General features: G+C 66.8%; 15 protein-coding genes. 8 read left to right on the top strand and 7 right to left on the bottom strand.

The features are described from left to right. Positions 1 to 81: 81 nt before the first annotated feature. Positions 82 to 1,140 carry an oxygenase MpaB family protein gene (locus tag AWC19_RS07365; protein ID WP_085077416.1) on the top strand — a complete coding sequence of 353 codons (1,059 nt, stop codon included), beginning with the start codon at positions 82 to 84 and terminating at the stop codon, positions 1,138 to 1,140. A gap of 81 nt (positions 1,141 to 1,221) precedes the next feature. On the opposite strand, the gene AWC19_RS07370 is transcribed toward AWC19_RS07365, so the two are convergent. The 4 genes from AWC19_RS07370 to infC all read right to left on the bottom strand — a co-directional run bounded on the left by AWC19_RS07370 (position 1,222) and on the right by infC (position 3,393). Next, positions 1,222 to 2,010, bottom strand: coding sequence for a TrmH family RNA methyltransferase (locus tag AWC19_RS07370; protein ID WP_085077427.1), 789 nt, complete (start codon positions 2,008 to 2,010; stop codon positions 1,222 to 1,224). A gap of 67 nt (positions 2,011 to 2,077) precedes the next feature. Further along, complete coding sequence (gene rplT, locus AWC19_RS07375) at positions 2,078 to 2,473, bottom strand: 50S ribosomal protein L20 (protein ID WP_085077417.1); 396 nt, start codon at positions 2,471 to 2,473, stop codon at positions 2,078 to 2,080. A gap of 77 nt (positions 2,474 to 2,550) precedes the next feature. Next, the gene (gene rpmI / locus AWC19_RS07380) at positions 2,551 to 2,745 is read right to left on the bottom strand and encodes a 50S ribosomal protein L35 (RefSeq protein WP_085077418.1); all 195 of its coding nucleotides are present in this window, start codon (positions 2,743 to 2,745) and stop codon (positions 2,551 to 2,553) included. A gap of 42 nt (positions 2,746 to 2,787) precedes the next feature. Next, the gene (infC, locus tag AWC19_RS07385) at positions 2,788 to 3,393 is read right to left on the bottom strand and encodes a translation initiation factor IF-3 (RefSeq protein ID WP_085077428.1); all 606 of its coding nucleotides are present in this window, start codon (positions 3,391 to 3,393) and stop codon (positions 2,788 to 2,790) included. Between the two features lie 435 nt (positions 3,394 to 3,828). Between infC and lysX the strand changes: the two genes are divergently transcribed. From lysX to AWC19_RS07405, 4 genes are all read left to right on the top strand, one after another. Continuing rightward, positions 3,829 to 7,161: a bifunctional lysylphosphatidylglycerol synthetase/lysine--tRNA ligase LysX gene (gene lysX, locus AWC19_RS07390; RefSeq protein ID WP_211284873.1), complete on the top strand. Its 3,333-nt coding sequence runs from the start codon at positions 3,829 to 3,831 to the stop codon at positions 7,159 to 7,161. Between the two features lie 76 nt (positions 7,162 to 7,237). Beyond that, positions 7,238 to 8,722 carry an alpha/beta hydrolase gene (locus tag AWC19_RS07395; RefSeq protein WP_211284874.1) on the top strand — a complete coding sequence of 495 codons (1,485 nt, stop codon included), beginning with the start codon at positions 7,238 to 7,240 and terminating at the stop codon, positions 8,720 to 8,722. A gap of 81 nt (positions 8,723 to 8,803) precedes the next feature. Continuing rightward, on the top strand, positions 8,804 to 9,532 hold the full coding sequence (locus AWC19_RS07400) for a TetR/AcrR family transcriptional regulator (protein WP_085077430.1): 729 nt from the start codon (positions 8,804 to 8,806) through the stop codon (positions 9,530 to 9,532). 39 nt (positions 9,533 to 9,571) lie between these two features. Next, the gene (locus AWC19_RS07405) at positions 9,572 to 11,704 is read left to right on the top strand and encodes an Rv1355c family protein (protein WP_085077420.1); all 2,133 of its coding nucleotides are present in this window, start codon (positions 9,572 to 9,574) and stop codon (positions 11,702 to 11,704) included. A gap of 54 nt (positions 11,705 to 11,758) precedes the next feature. Here the strand turns inward: AWC19_RS07405 and AWC19_RS07410 are convergent, their stop codons facing one another. Next, the gene (locus AWC19_RS07410) at positions 11,759 to 12,538 is read right to left on the bottom strand and encodes a class I SAM-dependent methyltransferase (RefSeq protein ID WP_085077421.1); all 780 of its coding nucleotides are present in this window, start codon (positions 12,536 to 12,538) and stop codon (positions 11,759 to 11,761) included. Between the two features lie 299 nt (positions 12,539 to 12,837). On the opposite strand from AWC19_RS07410, the gene AWC19_RS07415 reads away from it, so the two are divergent. Together AWC19_RS07415 and AWC19_RS07420 are read left to right on the top strand one after the other, a co-directional pair. Further along, positions 12,838 to 14,208 (top strand): cytochrome P450, encoded by a 1,371-nt coding sequence (locus tag AWC19_RS07415; RefSeq protein WP_085077422.1) that lies wholly within the window; start codon positions 12,838 to 12,840, stop codon positions 14,206 to 14,208. A 107-nt stretch (positions 14,209 to 14,315) separates the two neighbouring features. Further along, positions 14,316 to 16,199, top strand: a complete 1,884-nt coding sequence (locus tag AWC19_RS07420) for a putative bifunctional diguanylate cyclase/phosphodiesterase (protein ID WP_085077423.1) — start codon at positions 14,316 to 14,318, stop codon at positions 16,197 to 16,199. A gap of 33 nt (positions 16,200 to 16,232) precedes the next feature. Here AWC19_RS07420 and AWC19_RS07425 read toward each other — a convergent pair whose 3' ends face one another. Beyond that, a complete protein-coding gene (locus AWC19_RS07425; RefSeq protein ID WP_085077424.1) occupies positions 16,233 to 16,832 on the bottom strand; it encodes a class I SAM-dependent methyltransferase in 600 nt (199 codons plus the stop codon). A gap of 172 nt (positions 16,833 to 17,004) precedes the next feature. Between AWC19_RS07425 and AWC19_RS07430 the strand changes: the two genes are divergently transcribed. Then, entirely contained in the window at positions 17,005 to 18,075 is a 1,071-nt protein-coding gene (locus tag AWC19_RS07430; RefSeq protein WP_085077425.1) for a GGDEF domain-containing protein, read from the top strand. A gap of 30 nt (positions 18,076 to 18,105) precedes the next feature. Here AWC19_RS07430 and AWC19_RS07435 read toward each other — a convergent pair whose 3' ends face one another. Further along, positions 18,106 to 18,822: a hypothetical protein gene (locus AWC19_RS07435; RefSeq protein WP_085077426.1), complete on the bottom strand. Its 717-nt coding sequence runs from the start codon at positions 18,820 to 18,822 to the stop codon at positions 18,106 to 18,108. Positions 18,823 to 19,405: the final 583 nt, after the last annotated feature.

Genomic DNA, 19,405 nt, shown 5'->3' on the forward strand with positions numbered 1-19,405 from the left:
TACCTGCCTCACCAGCACCGGCTGATCATCCCGCACTCCTGGCCCGAACCATCAACCGACAGTCCGAAAGGTAGGGCCGAGATGACTGCCATTGCAACCAGATCCGCCGATCCGCTCGGACCCGACTCGCTGACCTGGAAGTATTTCGGGGATCTGCGGACCGGAATGATGGGCATCTGGATCGGTGCCATCCAGAACATGTATCCCGAGCTCGGCGCGGCCGTCGAGGAGCATTCGATCCTGTTGCGCGAACCCCTGCAGCGGGTGGCGCGGTCGGTGTACCCGATCATGGGCGTCGTCTACGACGGCGCCCGCGCCTCCCAGACCGGCGAGCAGATCAAGGGCTACCACCGCACCATCAAGGGCGTCGACGCCGCGGGGCGGCGCTACCACGCGCTGAATCCGGAAACCTTCTACTGGGCGCACGCCACGTTTTTCATGCTGGTGATCAAGGTGGCCGAATACTTTTGCGGCGGGCTGACCGAGGCCGAGAAACGCCAGCTGTTCGACGAGCACGTGCAGTGGTACCGGATGTACGGGATGAGCATGCGGCCGGTACCCAAGTCGTGGGAGGAATTCCAGGAGTACTGGGACCGGGTGTGCCGCGAGGAGCTTGAGATCAACCAGGCCACGCTGGACATCTTCCAGATCAGGATTCCCAAGCCGAAATTCGTGCTGCTGCCAACGCCGATCTGGGACCAGATGCTCAAGCCGCTGGTGGCCGGCCAGCGCTGGATCGCGGCGGGGCTGTTCGAGCCCGCGGTCCGCGAGAAGGCCGGGCTGCGCTGGACGCCCGGCGACGAGGTGCTGCTGCGCCTGTTCGGCAAGGCGGTCGAGTTGGCGTTCCTGGCGGTGCCCGACGAGATCCGGCTGCACCCGCGCGCGCTGGCCGCCTACCGGCGCGCCGAGGGACGCCTGCCCGATGACGCGCCACTGGTCGAGGCGCCGGCGTTCATGGCGCCGCCGCGCGACCGGCGCGGGCTGCCGATGCATTACTTCCCGCCACGACCCCGCTCCGCCCTTCGCTCGCCGCTGGACCCGGCGAGGTTTTTGATGGAGCGCGCCGGTTCGCTGGTGCACGGCACGCTCTCGCTCACCGGATTGCGGCCGGCGAGGGGCCGCGGCAAAAGGGCGGCCTGAGGTCGTCGGGCCTGCGCTCAGCGCGCGGTCCAAGGTGGGGCACGATGCCGCTCTGGACGCAGGCTCGATGAGAGCGGCGGCTCAGCGAAGGCAGCCCAGGGCCCGCGCGCTCTGGTAGAGGCAGATGGCGGCGGCGGCGGCCACGTTCAGGCTCTCGGCCCCGCCGGCCATCGGGATGCGCACGCGATGATCCGCCGCCCGCGCGAGCCCCGCGGACAGCCCGTGCGCTTCGGCCCCGAACAGCCAGGCCGTCGGCGATGAGAGGTCGGTCTCGTCGAGGCGCGTGGCGCCGTCGACCGTCGTGGCCAGCACCTGAAGCCCGGCGTCGCGCAGCGCGGTGACCGCGGCGTCGGCGTCGGGCGCGGCGACGACCGGAATCGAGAACATGCTGCCGGCCGAGGCGCGCAGGCACTTGCCGTTGTACGGGTCGACGCTGTGCCCGGCGAGGATCACGGCCCCGGCGCCCATCGCGTGCGCGACGCGGATCAACGTCCCGGCGTTGCCGGGCTCACCGATCTCGACGGCGACCGCGACCAGCGCGGGCGAGGCGGCCAGCGCGTCGTCCAGCCGGGCCTCCGGCATGTCGCAGACCGCCACCAACCCGGCCGGCGTGACGGTGTCGGACAACGCTTTCGCGGCCCGCTCGGTGACCAGGTGCGCCGGGGCCCCGAGCCCGGCCAACAGTGACGCGTGTCGTCGCGCCGCCGCTTCGGTGACGAACAGGTCGCGAACCAACCCGCGCGCCGATGCCGCCTCGACCAGATTGGGCCCCTCGGCGAGAAATCGTCCGGCGCGCCGGCGGCCGACATGCCGGTGCAGTTTGACCGCCGCGGCCACCCGGGCCGAGCGTTCGGTGAGCGCGGCCGGCATGGCGCCGGGCCCCTGCTGATTGCCCGGCTCCTCCTCGCTCCGCCCTGCGGACCGCATCGTCGCCGGGCTAAGCGGCCTCCCCGGAATCCGACGGGGCGTTGACGTCGTCGGGCAGCGCCGCGCGCGCGACCTCGACCAGCGCGGTGAACGCGGCCGGGTCGGTGATCGCGATGTCGGACAGGTTCTTGCGGTCCACCTCCACGCCGGCGGCCTTCAGGCCCTGGATCAGCCGGTTGTAGGTGATGTCGTTGGCGCGGGCGGCCGCGTTGATCCGCGAGATCCACAGCTTGCGGAACTCGCCCTTGCGCGCGCGGCGGTCGCGGTAGGCGTACTGCAGCGAATGCAGTTGCTGCTCTTTGGCTTTGCGATAGAGCCGGGACCGCTGGCCGCGATAGCCCTTCGAGGCCTTGAGGACGCTGCGCCTCTTCTTGTGGGCGTTGACCGCCCGCTTCACGCGTGCCATGGATGTTCCTACTCTCGTTCAGGCAGTAAATGGTGGTAACTGGTCTGGCGCCGGCGGGCCGGCGCACTTTCTCGAGCTCAGCCGTTCAGCAGCGCGTTGACCCGCTTGGTGTCGTTGGCCGACACCGACGTGCGGCCTTCCAGCCGACGGGTGCGGGTCGACGGCTTGTGCTCGAACAAGTGCCGCCGGTTGGCTTTCTGGCGGACGATCTTGCCGGTTCCGGTGCGCCGGAACCGCTTTGAGGCCCCGCTATGGGTCTTGGCCTTGGGCATGATGCTCCCGTTCTTGTGGTGATCTGCTGTTCTTCTGTCAGGTCAGTTGGACGACGGTGTCGTGTCCGGCTGCGCGCCGGACTCCGGTGCCGCGCCGCCCAGTCCTTCGGGGTGCCGCGCCCTGGCCCGGGTCTTCGCGCCGCGGTGCGGTGCCAGCACCATCGTCATGTTGCGGCCGTCCTGCTTGGCGGACGTCTCGACGAATCCGTAGTCGGCGACATCGGCGCCCAGCCGCTGCAGCAGCCGGTAGCCCAGTTCGGGCCGCGACTGCTCACGTCCGCGAAACATGATGGTGACTTTGACCTTCGACCCCGCCTCCAGGAAGCGGATCACGTGACCCTTTTTGGTCTCGTAGTCGTGATCGTCGATTTTCGGTCGCAGCTTCTGCTCTTTGACGACGGTCTGCTGCTGGTTCCGGCGGGATTCGCGCGCCTTTTGCGCCGCCTCGTACTTGAACTTGCCGTAGTCCATGATCTTGCAGACCGGCGGCCTGGCGTTGGGGGCAACTTCGACGAGGTCGAGGTCGGCGTCTGCGGCGACGCGCAGTGCGTCTTCGATGCGCACTATGCCTACCTGCTCGCCTCCCGGACCGATCAATCGGACTTCAGGTACGCGGATGCGCTCGTTGACGCGGGTCTCAGTGCTGATGGGGCCTCCCTTGGTGGGCTTGTGCTTTCCGTCGCGGCCAGCGCCCGAACCGATCCGGAGGCAGCGGTAAAAACACCACACCATCAGCGAAAAGGCCCTGCTAGAAGCAGGGCCCAATGCCGACCGATCGCGGCTCGAGGATGCTCGGACCGCCCGCGCTGGGCGCGGAACAGGCGGGTGCCTGTGACCGGACCGCTGTGCCTGGCAAATCCGCTCGGCCAGCGGTGGGAGTGGGACTCCACTTACTGTCCCCGGCCTTCGCCGGGATGGTCGCAAGCGATAGTTTAGCAGCCATGGGGCGTCTTCCAGCACTTCCGCGGGCGGATGGGCGGTCGGCGCGCGCAATCCTCGGCCGGCAAACCCGGCTAACCGCCCCGCGTGGCTCTTGGCGCTTCGCCAGGATTTTCACGGTTTGAGCGCATATCCTCGCGGTCTGTGACAGTCGCTACGTCCCGCTTTGGCCCGCTCTCGGGCAGCCAGCCGAGCTCGAGGTATCGGTGGGTACCGGCGGCGGCGGGCTGGACGGTCGGCGTCATCGCCACCGTCTCATTGGTCGCCAGCGTCTCGCCTTTGATCCGCTGGCTGATCAAGGTCCCGCGGGAATTCATCAACAGCTACCTGTTCAACTTCCCTGACACCAGCATCGCGTGGTCGTTCGTGCTGGCCCTGCTGGCCGCGGCGCTGACGGCACGCAAACGGATCGCCTGGCTGCTGCTGCTCGGCAACATGGTGCTGGCGGCCGTGCTCAACGCCGCCGACATCGCCGCCGGCGACAACACCGCGGCCGAGTCGTTCGGCGAGAACCTCGGGTTCGCCTTCCACATCGTGGCGATCGTGCTGCTCCTCTTGTCCTATCGGCAGTTCTGGGCGAAGGTCCGCAAGGGGGCGTTGTTCAAGGCGGCCGCCGTGCTGGTCGCCGGCGACGTGATCGGCATCCTGGCGTCCTGGGGCCTGGTCGAGATGTGGCCGGGCACCCTGGCCCCGGATTCACGGTTCTGGTACGTGGTGAACCGGGTGGTCGGGTTCTCCCTCGTCGATCCCGACGCGTTCACCGGCCGCCCGCACGTTTTGCTCAACGCGATCATGGGGCTGTTCGGAGCGCTCGCCCTGATCGCCGCGACGATCGTGTTGTTCCAATCTCAGCGCGCCGACAACGCGCTGACGGGCGAGGACGAGTCGGCCATCCGCGGGCTGCTGGAGCTCTGGGGCAAGAACGACTCCTTGGGGTACTTCGCCACCCGCCGCGACAAGTCGGTGGTCTTCGCCCACAGCGGCCGCGCCGCCATCACCTACCGCGTCGAGGTCGGCGTCTGCCTGGCCAGCGGCGACCCCGTCGGCGACCCGAGGGCGTGGCCGCAGGCCATCGACGCCTGGCTGGGGTTGTGCCAGACCTACGGCTGGGCGCCCGGCGTCATGGGCGCCAGTTCGCAAGGCGCCCAGGCCTTTCGGGAGGCCGGCCTGAATGCCCTCGAGCTGGGCGACGAGGCGATCCTGCGGACCTCTGAGTTCAAGCTGTCCGGACCGGACATGCGGGGCGTGCGGCAGGCCGTGACCCGCGCCCGCCGGGCCGGCCTCACCGTGCGCATCCGGCGGCACCGCGACATCTCCGACGACGAAATGGCCGACACCATCACGCGCGCCGACGCCTGGCGCGACACCCAGACCGAGCGCGGCTTCTCGATGGCACTGGGCCGGCTCGGCGATCCGGCCGACGGGGATTGCCTGCTGGTCGAGGCGATCGACCCCGACGGCCGGGTGGTGGCGATGCTGTCGCTGGTGCCGTGGGGGAACACCGGTGTCTCCCTGGATTTGATGCGCCGGTCCCCCCAGTCCCCCAACGGCACCATCGAACTGATGGTCAGCGAGCTCGCGCTGAACGGGGAAACGCTTGGCATCACCCGGATTTCGCTGAACTTCGCGATGTTCCGCTCCGCGTTCGAGCAGGGTGCCCAGCTGGGCGCCGGCCCGATCGCGCGGTTGTGGCGGGGTTTTTTGTTGTTCTTCTCGCGATGGTGGCAGCTGGAGACGCTGTATCGCTCCAACATGAAATACCAACCCGACTGGGTCCCCCGCTACGCCTGCTACGAGGACGCCCGGCTGATCCCGCGCGTAGGCGTCGCCTCGGCCCTCGCCGAGGGATTTTTGGTGTTTCCGTTCAGCCGGCGCAAGACGCACACCGGCCATCACCCCGCAGTGCCCGCCCGGCTGGCCGAATCAGGGCTGCTGCACCATGACGGGTCGGCGCCCGACATGAGCGGGCTGCAAGCCGGGGCCGGCGGCGCCGAATCCGAAGACACTAGGTCGCGGCTGCCCGAGCAGGTGCGCGTGCGGTTGACCAAGCTGAAGACCTTGCAGCACAGCGGGATTGACGCCTACCCGGTCGGTTCGCCGCCCAGCCACACGGTCGCCCGCGCGATCGACGCCGACGACCAGGAAACGGTGTCGGTGTCCGGGCGGATCCTGCGCATCCGCGACTACGGCGGCGTCCTGTTCGCCCAATTGCGCGACTGGTCGGGCGAAATGCAAGTGCTGCTGGACAATTCGCATCTCGGGCGCGGGCGCACCGCCGACTTCACCGCCGCCATCGACCTCGGCGACCTGGTCGAGGTGACCGGAAACATGGGCTTTTCCAAGAACGGGACGCGGTCGTTGATCGTGCGCGACTGGCGGATGATCGGTAAGTGCCTGCGGCCGTTGCCGAACAAGTGGAAGGGGCTGACCGACCCCGAGGCGCGGGTGCGCACCCGCTACGTCGACCTGGCGGTCAATCCCGAGTCGCGCGAGCTGATCAAGGCCCGCAGCAGCGTGCTGCGCTCGGTCCGGGAGACGTTGTACGCCAAGGGCTTCATCGAGGTCGAAACGCCGATCCTGCAACAGGTTCACGGCGGGGCCACCGCCCGGCCGTTCGTCACGCACATCAACACCTACGACATGGATCTGTTCTTGCGGATCGCGCCGGAGCTCTACCTGAAGCGGCTGTGCGTGGGCGGCGTGGAGCGGGTGTTCGAGCTGGGCCGGGCCTTCCGCAACGAGGGCGTCGACTTCAGCCACAACCCCGAGTTCACCCTGCTGGAGGCCTACCAGGCGCACGCCGACTACAAGGTGTGGATCGACGGGTGCCGCGAGCTGATCCAGAACGCCGCCCAGGCCGCCAACGGCGAGCAAACCGTGCTGCGGCCGCGCGGCGACGCCGACGGCCGCCTCGAACCGGTCGACATCTCCGGCGTGTGGCCGGTGAAGACGGTTCACGACGCGGTGTCCGAAGCCCTCGGAGAGCGCATCGACCCCGACACCCCGCTGGAGACGCTGCGCAAGCTGTCCGACGCCGCGCACATCCCGTATCGGCGACAGTGGGACGCCGGGGCGGTGGTGCTCGAGCTCTACGAGCATCTCGTCGAGGACCGGACCGAGCGGCCGACGTTTTACATCGACTTCCCGACCTCGGTGTCGCCGCTGACCCGGCCGCACCGCAGCCGGCCCGGCGTCGCGGAGCGCTGGGACCTGGTGGCGTGGGGCGTCGAGCTGGGAACCGCCTACAGCGAGCTCACCGACCCCGTCGAGCAGCGGCGCCGGCTCCAGGAGCAGTCGCTGCTGGCAGCCGGCGGCGACCCCGAAGCGATGGAGCTGGACGAGGACTTCCTGCAGGCCATGGAGTACGCCATGCCGCCGACCGGCGGACTGGGCATGGGCATCGATCGGCTCGTCATGCTCATAACTGGCCGCAGCATCCGCGAGACGCTGCCGTTTCCGCTGGCCAAGCCGCACTAGCGCCATCCGCAACACCCGTCGGCGCCGAGCCCAACTTTCGGTGAACGTGTTCCGGGGCGGTTACGAATAGATCACAATGAATACCGTGACAGCGTCTCCGCCCCTCGCCGCGGCGCAGTTGCTGGCAAGCGCCCACACGTCCCTGATGCATGGCTGGCTTCCCGCAACGACCCAGGCACTGGCCGGGGTCGTGCTCGCGCTGGCCGTCGGCTGGCGTTCGCGGCGCTGGCGAACGGTCTGGCTGCCGGCGGCCGCGGCGGTCGGCCTCGCCACGGCCTACCTGACGCACTGGTACATCGTCGACCGGGGCCTGTCAGAGGAGCCGGCGCCGGCGGCGCTGTGGCTGTGGGTCGGGTTGACGGGCATGGCCGGCGCGGTGCTGGTAGTCGGCTGGCGCGGTGCGCGCCCGTGGCGGCGTGGCGCAACCGTGGCGGCGGTGCCGCTGTGTTTGCTCTGCGCGGCGCTGGCGCTCAACCTCTGGGTCGGCTACTTCCCCACCGTGCAGGCGGCGTGGAGCCAGGTCACCTCCGGCCCGCTGCCCGACCAGACCGATCAGGCCACCGTCACCGCGATGGCGGCCAAGCGGGCCCGCCCGCCGCACGGCAGCGTCGTACCGGTGGCGATCCCCTCGGACGCATCGCATTTCAAGCACCGCGGCGAGCTGGTGTACCTGCCGCCCGAATGGTTTACCAGCAGCCCACCGCCGGCGTTGCCGACGGTCATGATGATCGGCGGCCAGTTCAACACGCCCGCCGATTGGACGCGGGCCGGCAACGCGGTCAAGACGATCGACGACTTCGCCGCCGCCCACGACGGCAAGGCCCCGGTGCTGGTGTTCGTCGACTCCGGCGGCGCGTTCAACAACGACACCGAATGCGTCAACGGCGTCCGCGGCAACGCCGCCGACCACCTCACCAAAGACGTTGTCCCGTTCATGGTTTCGCATTTCGGCGTCAGCCCGGATCGGTCCAATTGGGGAGTCGCCGGCTGGTCGATGGGCGGCACCTGCGCCGTGGACCTGACCGTCATGCACCCCGAGATGTTCAGTGCCTTCGTCGACGTCGCCGGGGACTTCTTCCCCAACGCCGGCACCAAGGCGCAAAGCATCGCCCGGCTGTTCGGCGGCAATGCCGACGCCTGGTCGGCGTTCGACCCGACCACGGTGATCAACCGGCACGGCCCCTACCGCGACGTGGCGGGCTGGTTCGCCATCTCGTCGGACGGTCCGCCGGCGCCGCCCCGCGATCTGGCGGTAACCGACGCCGGCGCAATGCGTCTGGTGAGTCGTGACGCGGCGGCCAACCCCGGCAACCAGACCGCGGCGGCCTATTCGCTGTGCGGGCTGGGCCGCGCCAACGGGATCGAGTGCGCGGTGGTCGCGCAGCCCGGCAAGCACGACTGGCCCTTCGCGGACCGGGCCTTCGCGGCCGCGTTGCCGTGGCTGGCCGGCCGGCTCGGCACGCCGGGGGTGCCACGAATTGCGTTGCCCGCCACGTCACCTCAGGCGGGGCCGACGGCACCCGTCGTGCACGCCGAGCGCTCCCGGCCCGCCGGCAGGTAGCCGCCGGGACTGGCCAGAGTCGGGCGAGACCGGCGGGCGGTATACCGATGTGGCACGCCGATATTGTCATATGGTGCGGCGATACCGGTGTATTGTCCGGCCGTGGCACGCCGACTGTTTCCCTATGACCCGCCGCCTCCGGCCGGACCCTCGCCCAAGGAGCGAATTCGGGATGCAGCTCTTAGCTGTTTCGCCATTCGCGGCATCGCCGCCACGCCGCTGCGCACGGTCGCCGAAGCCGCCGAGGTGTCAGTCGGGCTCGTACAGCATCACTTCCGCACCAAGGCCGCGCTGAGCGCCGCCGTCGATCAATACGTGCTGCAGGTGGTGAGTGAGGCGTTGGAGCCCGCAACGCTGCCCGACCCGCCCTGCGACGGTCTCCACGAAGCGGGGCGCCGATTGACCGCGCTCATGGTCGAACGCCCCGACGTGATGACCTACCTGGGACGCGCGCTCGCCGAGGGGGGCGCACTCGGCTCAGTCATCTTCTCCGGCCTGGTGGGTATCAGTACGGGGCAAGGCGACCAGTTCGGTCAGCAGGGCAACCTCCGGCCCGACCTCGACCCTGACTGGGGGGTACTCAACCCGCTCATCCTGCGCGTCGGCGCCATCATTCTGCATCCATACATCGAGCTCTACTTGGGGAGGTCATTTTTCACCGAGCCGGAGCTACGACGCTGGGACGCTGCGGTCACCAGCCTCATACGGCACGGCCAATTCCTTGACCAGGCGGACCCCGGGCAACCCCGACCTCACCGCCGCGGGACCCGATCGGCCGTCGACGGCGACGACCGAAAGCACGGCGTTTGAGCAGCCCGCCGACAGGCCGGGTGCTATACACAAAACACCATGGACGCCCCCGACGTAACTGCTTACACCGCCCAGATTCTCGCACCCGACAATGCCGACGACAGTTTGGTGTTACGGCGGCTGCAAGCCGATCCCACCGTCGCGGTGATCGACCACCGCAACACCCAACTCTCATGTCTGCGCGAGCTTCGCCCGGTGCCCGAGGGCGACGTCCTGGCCGAGCCGGGTCGGTGGGTGTACTACCCGTGGCGGCGTGCCGTCGTTGCGGTGCTGGGGCCCCACGGGTTTCGAGCGTTGCGGCTCGACCGCAACAGGAACCTCATCACCACGCAAGAACAGGCTCGGTTCGACTCCCTGACCATCGGCGTCGCCGGTCTCAGCGTCGGCCATGTCATCGCTCACACGTTGGCAATGCAGGGACTGTGTGGCCGCCTTCGTCTGGCTGATTTCGATCATTTGGAACTATCGAATTTAAACCGGGTGCCGGCCACTGTGTTTGATCTTGGCGTGAACAAGGCGCACATCGCGGCACGCAGGATCGCCGAAATCGATCCGTACCTGCCGGTGGACGTGTTCGACGCAGGGCTCACCCCCGACACCCTCGATGCGTTTTTGGATGGACTCGACATCGTCATCGAAGAATGCGATTCCCTCGACATGAAGGTCGGCGTGCGCTTAAAAGCCCGCGACCGTCGTATCCCGGTGTTGATGGCAACCAGCGACCGCGGAAGGGTCGACGTCGAACGCTTCGATCGAGAGCCTGAACGTCCGATCCTTCACGGACTACTGGGCTCGCTAGACGTCGAGCAACTCGCAGGCATGAGCAGTCGGGACAAGATCCCGTACATGCTGCGCTACGACGAAGCGGAACGGGTATCGCCGCGTACTGCCGCGTCACTCATTGAGATCGACCGATCGCTGTCAACCTGGCCTCAGTTGGCCTCCGATGTCATTGCGGGCGCGTCCGCGTTGGCCGAAGCTGTACGCAGAATCGGTCTCGGCGAAAACTTGCGATCCGGCCGGTGCCGCATCGACATCGGCCCGGCGCTGGACCAACTCGACGAAGTCCAGGCGGCGCGGCAACGTTTAACTCCCGAAATCCGGAATAGGACCGACCCTCCCACTTCCGGCATCGACGACACCATTCTCGCTGCCGCTATGCGTGCCCCCTCCGGGGGCAACAGCCAGCCATGGTATATCGAGGCGGAGCCCGACAAAATCACAATAAGCCTTGCGCCAGAACATACTTCAACGATGGACGTGGGCTTCCGCGGTAGCGCTGTCGCGCTGGGCGCGGCCCTACACAACGTCAGAATCGCTGCCGCCGCCCGCGGCATGCTTGGACCGGTGACCGTCTCGGAGGCCGTAGACGGGTCTCCGCTGCGCGCCACGATGCAGTTCGCGAACGGTTATGACCCCGCCCTCGCCGAACTCTACGAACCGATGCTTGCGCGCGAGACCAACCGACATCGCGGAACGCCTCAGTCACTCAACGCCGAGACGATCAAGTTGCTCACGGCCACGGCTGAGCGCGAGGGCGCGCGTCTGCGCCTCCTGACCAAGCCGGAAGCCCTTGCGCGGGCCGCAACGATTTTCGGAGCGGCCGACCGCATTCGGTATCTCACACCGAAGCTACACAAAGAGATGGTCTCGGAACTGCGCTGGCCCGGAGACCCGGACCCTGATACCGGTATCGACGTGCACACGCTGGAACTCGACCCTAGCGACTTGGCATTACTTGACGTCGTGCGCCGGCCCGACGTCATGTCGTACCTCGCGGAATGGAACGCCGGTAGCGCGCTGGGCGACGCCATGCGCAACCACGTCGGCGCCAGCTCCGCGCTGGCGGTGATCACCGTGGCCGGCGACCGTTTGAGCGACTACGCAAAAGGAGGGTCAGCCGTTGAGGCGGTATGGATCCTCGCCCAACGGGAAGGCCTCGCTGTCCGTCCGCTGTCACCGGTCTTTTTGCACGCTCGAAACTCAGCTGACCTCAACGAGCTGTCGGCCCGATTTGCCGGCGAATTAGAGAAGTTGCAAGGCGATTTCGTGCGCCTCATCGGAACGGATCCCGCGGAAGCAGTCGTACTGGTCTTGAGGTTCGCCACCGCGCCGCCGACTTCGGCGCGGAGTGCCCGCAGCCTCGACCGAGTCCAGCTTCGGCGGCGCTGATCCCGCCCGCCGCGGCGTAGTCGCACTCGTGCATTCCGCCGTGCGACAGCGACGTCAAAAAGGCCTTCCAGTGAATCCCCAACGCAGCAAAGCCGCCTCGCGGCGGGCCCGCCCCTGCAACTGGGCGTCACGCTTGGCGCTCGAAGCGTGTGCTTTGCCGCGCGCACCGAACATCCAATGCGCCTGCAAATAGGGTAACGGTGTCGAATGGCCCGAGTGCATTTCCTGTAGCCCGGCGGCGGCAAGCTCCTTCGAGAGCTCCGCGATGGTGAATGCCGCCGCTTCGCTGGCAATCGCATCCTGGCGCAGCACAGCTGGCGACGCAGGATCGACGATCATCAGCATGTTGGGGGCGGCGGTCGGGTCCCGGAGGCGCTGAAAGTCTGAGATCCATACCGCGGCCTCGTTGCGGCGTTGGATCTCAGCGATCTGACTGAGGGCACCCCGCAGGGTAACGAAATCCGGTAACTGATGCAGGGTCCACATGCAGGAGATCGCATCCCACGGAGCGGTTAAGACCTGCTCTGGCAGCGCTGTGATGTCGGCCCGCATCAGTTCGACACGCTCGCTCAGGCTTTCAGCATCGAATAGCTCTTGGGCCGTGGACAACATGTTGGGGGCGAGGTCGATGGCGGTGGCCCGAACGTCGGGCCGTCGGCGCAGGACGGCGCTGAGCGCACGACCTGAGCCCACGCCTAGATCCAGCAGCCGGCCGCCGTGCGGCAACAGCGCATCGAGCGCACGAGCGCAGAAGTCATAGACCGCTACGATCCCCGGGTTGGACGCCCCGCCCGTATGGAACTGGGCGACGGACTCCGGGTCGTCCACCACCATCGGCTCAGGAACCCGCTGCCGCCCCGCAGGGTGGGAGCGCTCACGCAAAACGATCCCAGGCACCCGCCACAGCGGCCGGATTCTTTTCACCCACAACCCCTCAAGGATTCGGCGATCAGGCAGATCGCGAGCCAATTGCCATATGATTATCGACCTGACGCAAAGTCTCCACTGGCCGGCCGACGGTTTGCGATGTCCCCGAATAGATGTGAGGAAACTTGCCTGGTCAGCGGCGATCGGTAAGCTTTGGCTTCGCCGCACCGGAGCGGCGTGAGCAGTTGTCCCCGCGGGAGGTAGGCGTGGTTCAGGCCCTTGCGAGTGACGGACTCACGTCCTTACCCCTGCCGCCGGTCAACCCGATGCCTTATCGGCAGCGCCTGGCGGCGGTGCGAGAATTCAGCACCGGAACTGAGCGGCTGCGTGATGCCGGCGGACGGGTGAGCTATTTCAAGCTGGGGCCGCGGTGGCTGATGCCTCCGATGGTGTTGGCAACGTCGCCGGAAGCTATTCGCGACATCCTCAGCACTAAGGATGCTTCCGTCGACAAGACAACCCCCGTCTTCGACCAGGTTCGCCGCGTCATCGGCGCCAGCCTTACCGATCTGCCCTTCGAGCAGTGGAAGCCGCGACGGCGCACGCTACAGCCGGTGTTCACCAAACAGCGCGTCAGCGAGTTCGGCGGTCACATGGAGCAGGCGGCGCAGTCGGTGAGCGAAGGGTGGCGTGCAGATTCCGTAATCGATCTGGACGCCGAATGCCGCACGATCACGCTCCGTGCGCTGGGCCGCTCGGTGCTCGGGCTTGACCTGGAACAGCGCGCCGACGAGGTCGTCGAGCCGCTGCGGACCGCGCTGGCCTACGCGGTCGGCCGCGCGACTCGCCCGCTACGGGCACCTCGCTGGTTGCCCACACCGGCGCGTCAACGCGCGCGAGCGGCGAGCGCCAAACTCCATGCTCTGACGCAGGAGATTCTGCGGGACTGTCGCGCCGATCCGACACGAGTCGCGCCGCTGGTCCACGCCCTGCTCGCCGCCAAAGATCCAGAGACCGGAAAAGGGTTGTCGGATGAGGAGATTTGCGACGAGCTGGTCATGTTCCTCTTCGCCGGCCACGACACCACGGCGACGGCGTTGACCTACGCATTGTGGTCTCTAGGACACCACCGGGACTGCCAGGACCGCGTCGCCGCAGAAGTGGCAGCCCTTCCGGATCGGCCGCTGACATCCGACGACATGCCCCGGCTCGGCTATACGGTCCAGGTAATACGGGAATCGCTTCGGCTGTGCCCACCGGCGCCGACGGGGACCCGCATGGCGTGCCGGGATGTCGAGGTTGGTGGCTATCTTGTGCCGAAAGGCACCATGCTCATCGTCGGCAGGATGGCCGTACACCGCGACCCGCAACTTTGGGACGATCCACTTCGGTTCGACCCGGAGCGGTTCAGCCCCGACAACTTCAAGGCGCTCGATCGGTGGCAATACCTGCCCTTCGGTGGCGGACCGCGCTCGTGCATCGGCGATCATTTCGCCATGCTCGAGGTGACGCTCGCGCTCGCGACGCTCATTCGTCGAGTCGAGATCCGCTCGATCGACGACGAATTTCCGGTTGCCTTGCACTTCACCATGATTGCCGGCGGTCCGATCCCCGCCCGCGTTCGACCGCGTCGCTAGCAGCATCGACCAGAAAACCCGATCCGGGCGCTGGCTCGGCGGGTAGTGATCATTGACGCGCTATGCAATACGCACGTCCAGCACTCGTTGCCGCTACGGTAATGGCAATGTCGGGCAGCTTGGATTATCTGGTCACCGCAGCCGCCGCCGAGTTGATGGCGGCCACAGCGGCTGACTCTGCTGTGGTCAGTCAACGCGTGCTCGGCGACTTGGTTCGCGACCTGGGCGTGGACTTCAGCTTCTTGCGCCACAACGACCACACCATCCGCGCGACGATCCTGATCGCCGAATTCCCGCCGCGAAACGCGGACCCCGACCCGATCGGTGTCGTCTATTTCGACGATGCGGACTCCGTCTTCGCCCGAACCGAACACCTCAAGGTGCCCGAGGTGGTGCGCCCGCATCCGGCGAACGCCGACTATCAGCGCCACATCGAAGAGGGCACCGGCACGCCCGCCGTCTCCCTCGCGGCCGTGCCGCTGCTGTCCGGCGACGTCACCACCGGCACGCTGGCCTTCGGCAAGCTCGGTGACCGCGAATGGCTACCAGAAGAGCTCAATGCGCTGCAGGCGATCGCCGCCCTCTTCGCCCAGCTGCAGGCCCGAATCGTCGCCGAAGAGCGACTCCACTACCGCGCCGAGCATGATGACCTCACCGGGTTGCTGAACCGCGGGGCGCTTATCGGATACCTCGACAAGCGGCTGGCCGACCGAGAGCCGGGTCCCGTTTCCGTGGTGTTCCTCGCCATCGACCGTTTCAAGGTCATCAACGACCGCTTGGGCCAGAAGGCCGGCGACCGGTTCATCGAAGCCTTCGCGACACTGCTGCGCGAAGCCATCGAAGTCCCCTCCGTCATCGCCCGCTTCGGAGGTGACGAATTCGTCGTCGTGCCAAGAGCGGCGGTGGACGTTGAAGCCGCCGAGGCGTTCGCTCTCACACTGCACGGTCGGGTTCAGCGGCAGGTCATGATCGACGGTGAGCTGCTCAGCCGCACCGTGAGTATCGGTGTCGCGGAGGGGGTACCAGGGATCGACACCACGTCGGACCTGCTGCGCCGGGTCGATCAGGCCACCCGGTCGGCGAAGAGCGCCGGCGGCAGTAGGGTCATCACCTTCAGCCCTGAGATGTCGACCACCGACATGATCCGCAACGACATCGAATTGCAGCTGGAAGGAATGATCGACAGCGCCAGCGGCGCACTGGTGCTCCACTACCTCCCGGAGTTCGACATGCGAACGGGGAAGGTTCTGGGTACCGAGGCGCTAATCCGTTGGCAGCACCCGACTCTTGGGCTACTGATGCCCGATTCGTTCATCTCGGTGGTGGAATCGATCAACCTCGGTGCCAAGCTCGGCCGTCTCGTCATGCGGTCGGCCTGTGCGCAGTTTGGGCTCTGGCAATCGCGCGGTCTTGGACGCGGTGCGTTGCTGCGTATCAATGTCTCGCCCGTGCAGCTCGTCACCGACGGGATTATCGAAACCGTCGCGGCAACGCTGCACGAGTTCCGTCTCGATCCCAGCACGATATGTCTCGAGATCACCGAAAGCGTCGTGGTGCAAGACATCGACGCCACGCGCAAAACGTTGTTCGGGCTGAAGGACATCGGTGTCCGGATCGCCATCGACGACTTCGGCACGGGCTACAGCGTGCTGACGTATCTGAAATCGCTTCCCGTCGATGCGCTCAAGATCGACAAGGGGTTTGTCCGCAATCTGGACACGAACGCCGGTGATCTGGCGATCGTGCGCTCGACCATGGCCCTGGCCGACGCCTTCGGGCTCGACGTCGTCGCCGAAGGCGTCGAATCCGTGGCCGCGGCCGAGACGCTGCTGAGGCTGGGATGCAATCGCGCACAGGGCTTTCTGCTGTCCCGCCCCCTGGACGGCGCGGCGATGCAGTCGCTACTCGCCCAACGCGTCATACCGATGGAGTTCTCAGACCCTGGGCTCGCCCCGAGCGACAAAGGAGCCGGGCGAAAGGACGCCGTTTAGGTCCGCGCGACGCGCGGCGGTTGTCGCAACGGGTTATAAGCGGCGTTGCAAAAGGTAGTAGTACGTCGGGGTCTTGTCGTCGAGTTCGCGTTCGTCGCCGGTGGATAGCAGCGTCCAGCCGGTTGCAAACCGCCGCTCGATCTCGGCGCGATCGATACCCGGGACCCCGAACCTGCCGCCTGGTGGGAACGCCGTGATAAAAAGCCGCGCGTCGGGCGCGGCTACGGTGCTGACCTCCCGCACGTACGCCTCGCGGTCGCCGCCGCTCATGTTATGGATGCACCCGTTATCCACGATCAGCCCGAAGTCGGCACCGATCCCCTCGTGGCTCAGCCGCGTGACATCGGCACGGACAAACCTGATCGAAGCGTCGGCGGCACGGGCCTTGGCGCGCGCCGTGCCGAGCGGCCGCGCCACATAATCGACTCCCGTGACATTCCAGCCGTGTTGAGCAAGATAAATCGAGCAGTCGCCGGTGCCGCATCCGACCTCAAGGGCCGAACCGGTTGGCAGCGGCGGCGTCTCAGCGGTTCCCTCGACCACATCCCGCAGGCTCTGCGGGACCGGATGGCCTTCCCACGGCGTGAAACCGACCCGATAAAAGAACCGAAACCGCGCGCGCCGAGAAGACATAGCCGCAATAATGGCATCCACCGAGCTACGCCCGTCCCCCACCCCGCCAGGTCTTCCGAGCGCTAGTCGTCGGCGCTCGCAACGCCTACTGCCGGAGTAGCATTCGCAGTCTACTGGGTTCGGGGTGGCGCGGCTGGCACGGTCAGGTGCGGGCAGAAAGGTTCGCTGACAAATGTCACGGCTGAAAGGGTGGCGGAAACAGCCTGACCATTACGACTGGGTTACCAGTTTCCTGCGTCAGCGCGGAATGCTGCGTTCGGTGCGCATGATTTTGGCGGGAGTCACAGGATCCTCGGTGTTAGTGCCGCTGACCCTACTGCCGAGCCAATCCCACGTTAGCAGAGGCGAATTGATCGCCAGCGCCGTCGCCGCAGCGTTGACTCTGGGCGTGACGGTGCTGTGGCTGACGCGATGGCCCACCCGCCTGCAGTCGCAGATCGCCGTGGTGCTGGGCGCGTTGTGTGTTGGCGGGTGGAGTCTGGCTCAGCCGTCGGCGGCCCTGGCCGCCCTTGCGTGCACTGCCCTGGCTATTCCCAGCTGTTACATCGCCTTTTTTCATAGCCTAAAGCTTCTGATATTCAACGGCGTCATCGCCATCGCCATCACCACCACGGTGGTGTTGCGACTGGCGCAGGAGGTCAACCTGTCCGCCGCAGCCTTCGTTTTCTGGCTCAGCATTTTCCTGAATTTCTGGCTTGCCCTAGGCATTTGGGGCATGTCACGGGCAATGGGTACGTACGCGGTTCGCTCCGAAGAGGATGCGCTCACCGGCCTGCTGAACCGACGGGCGTTCACCGGCGCCCTCAGCAACCTGCTGGCGCATCAGCCGCCGACGCACACTCACCTGGCGGTGGTGATGGTGGATCTCGACAACTTCAAACGCATCAACGACACCCACGGCCATTCGGCCGGCGACCGGGCGCTGCGGGCGGTGGCGAATCTGCTGCGCGAGCACATCCCCGATGACGCGGTCCTCTGCCGCGTCGGCGGCGAAGAATTCCTCGTCGCACTCACCTCGGAGACGGGGGATGTGGAACCACTGGCCATGAAGTTTTGCGCCGCCCTTGAAGAGCTGTCTCCTGAAGTGACAGCCAGCGTCGGCACCGCCAGCGCTCGACTGCCTCCGGTGAAGGAGGCCGATATCGCACAGCTGATCGACGAACTCGTCACCGTCGCCGACACCGCGATGTATGCGGCCAAACGCCGAGGCGGAAACCAGGTCCACCAAAGCGTGCTGAGCTAGCGGCGTCAGCGCACGACTAGCCAGGCTGCCCTAAGCCGAGACGCGGCGCAGGATTTCGGAGTCCTCGGCGCACATCAGCCTGAATTGTTCGGGTTCGGCGTGCGTGGCGATGGTGCGGCGGTCCCACCACATCACCTTTGTCCGATAATTCTCGTTCGGGTACGCGGCGGCGGGCACCCGGTTGGCGACCACGCCGCCCGACGATCGCCACTGCTCCAAGACGTGAGCCGCCGCGGTGGCCATGACGAACTGCACCCCCAGCAGCGTCATCGTCGGCAGCGCGGTGCGAGCCAACACCCTCGACAGCGCCCGGCTGCCGTAGTCTTGCGAGTTGGCCCAGGCGCTCTTGACCTCCGCGATCCCGAACGGGAGCCGGTTGGCGATCATGTAACGCAGCACGGGCAGGCCCGGGTTGCCGTTCCATTCCTCGAGTGCGTGCGAGTCCTCGGGCGAGCGCAACGGGCCCACGACGCGCGTGCCCCCGACCACCCGGCCGTGGGGGTCGACCGCCGCGAAGAACAGCGCGGTGTCGGTGCCATCGCGAATCGCTTCGAGGTTGAGGACCCATTCGAGTCCGTGCTTGCGATAACTGCGCAACGCGCCTTCCAGGTATTGGCCCCACAGATCGGGCTCGGCCTCCGGAGTGGACACCGCGACGCGGCATCCCGTGGCCTCGTCCCACCACCCCCACCCCTTCTCCGGGCGAAGGGCATTGGTCATTCTGCGCGCGAGCTGAGCCGCTTCCATGGGTGGTGTTCCTTCTTTCGGATCCGCGTTGATGGACTTTTGCGCTGGGGCTTCTCGAAGTATTTCGTTAGATCAGCCAAACAAATTACCGACACAATTTAACTGTGACAGATCGATTGTTGCGAAGACACGGTAACTTTGCGAGCGGGGCGCGCACCCATTGATCAACCCAAGGAAATTTGCCCGCAACTGCGCCGCCGCGTTTCCTTGTCGGTGGGGCCGGCGCTCGCGGCGGCAACCCCATTTCGGTTAACCATGCGGGCAGTGGCCCGCGTGACATGGTCTGGACATAGCGATTAGGCCTGCTCGAGGCGCCTACGCCCCTGCTCACTTAGGTGATTTAACCGGACGGAGCTGGCGGGTTCTACCTTGGATTTGTCGAGCCGCCGGCCGCCCAGCGGCCTTAAGTTAGCTGACACCGCCCGCTCGCCGCGTTTTCGATCGAATACGGCCACGCCTGGGTGGGCAGATGAATTGCCGCGGCCGGCCCGACCGCGGCCACTAGGTGTACTCGGCCAGGACGTTGGTAGCAGGCGTGTCGGCTTGATGTGAGGAGAACCCCCGGGTGGGGTGTGGCGTGTCG

It is taken from the genome of Mycobacterium palustre (assembly GCF_002101785.1).
Taxonomy (GTDB): Bacteria; Actinomycetota; Actinomycetes; order Mycobacteriales; family Mycobacteriaceae; genus Mycobacterium; species Mycobacterium palustre.

Bases quoted from the DNA above. Each gene is read 5' to 3' on its own strand.
- AWC19_RS07405 (WP_085077420.1), top strand. From the start codon at position 9,572: ATGGACGCCCCCGACGTAACTGCTTACACCGCCCAGATTCTCGCACCC.
- AWC19_RS07420 (WP_085077423.1), top strand. From the start codon at position 14,316: ATGTCGGGCAGCTTGGATTATCTGGTCACCGCAGCCGCCGCCGAGTTG.
- AWC19_RS07365 (WP_085077416.1), top strand. From the start codon at position 82: ATGACTGCCATTGCAACCAGATCCGCCGATCCGCTCGGACCCGACTCG.
- AWC19_RS07395 (WP_211284874.1), top strand. From the start codon at position 7,238: ATGAATACCGTGACAGCGTCTCCGCCCCTCGCCGCGGCGCAGTTGCTG.
- AWC19_RS07425 (WP_085077424.1), bottom strand. From the start codon at position 16,832: ATGTCTTCTCGGCGCGCGCGGTTTCGGTTCTTTTATCGGGTCGGTTTC.
- AWC19_RS07430 (WP_085077425.1), top strand. From the start codon at position 17,005: ATGTCACGGCTGAAAGGGTGGCGGAAACAGCCTGACCATTACGACTGG.
- AWC19_RS07435 (WP_085077426.1), bottom strand. From the start codon at position 18,822: ATGGAAGCGGCTCAGCTCGCGCGCAGAATGACCAATGCCCTTCGCCCG.
- AWC19_RS07410 (WP_085077421.1), bottom strand. From the start codon at position 12,538: ATGGTGGTGGACGACCCGGAGTCCGTCGCCCAGTTCCATACGGGCGGG.
- AWC19_RS07370 (WP_085077427.1), bottom strand. From the start codon at position 2,010: ATGCCGGCCGCGCTCACCGAACGCTCGGCCCGGGTGGCCGCGGCGGTC.
- rplT (WP_085077417.1), bottom strand. From the start codon at position 2,473: ATGGCACGCGTGAAGCGGGCGGTCAACGCCCACAAGAAGAGGCGCAGC.
- rpmI (WP_085077418.1), bottom strand. From the start codon at position 2,745: ATGCCCAAGGCCAAGACCCATAGCGGGGCCTCAAAGCGGTTCCGGCGC.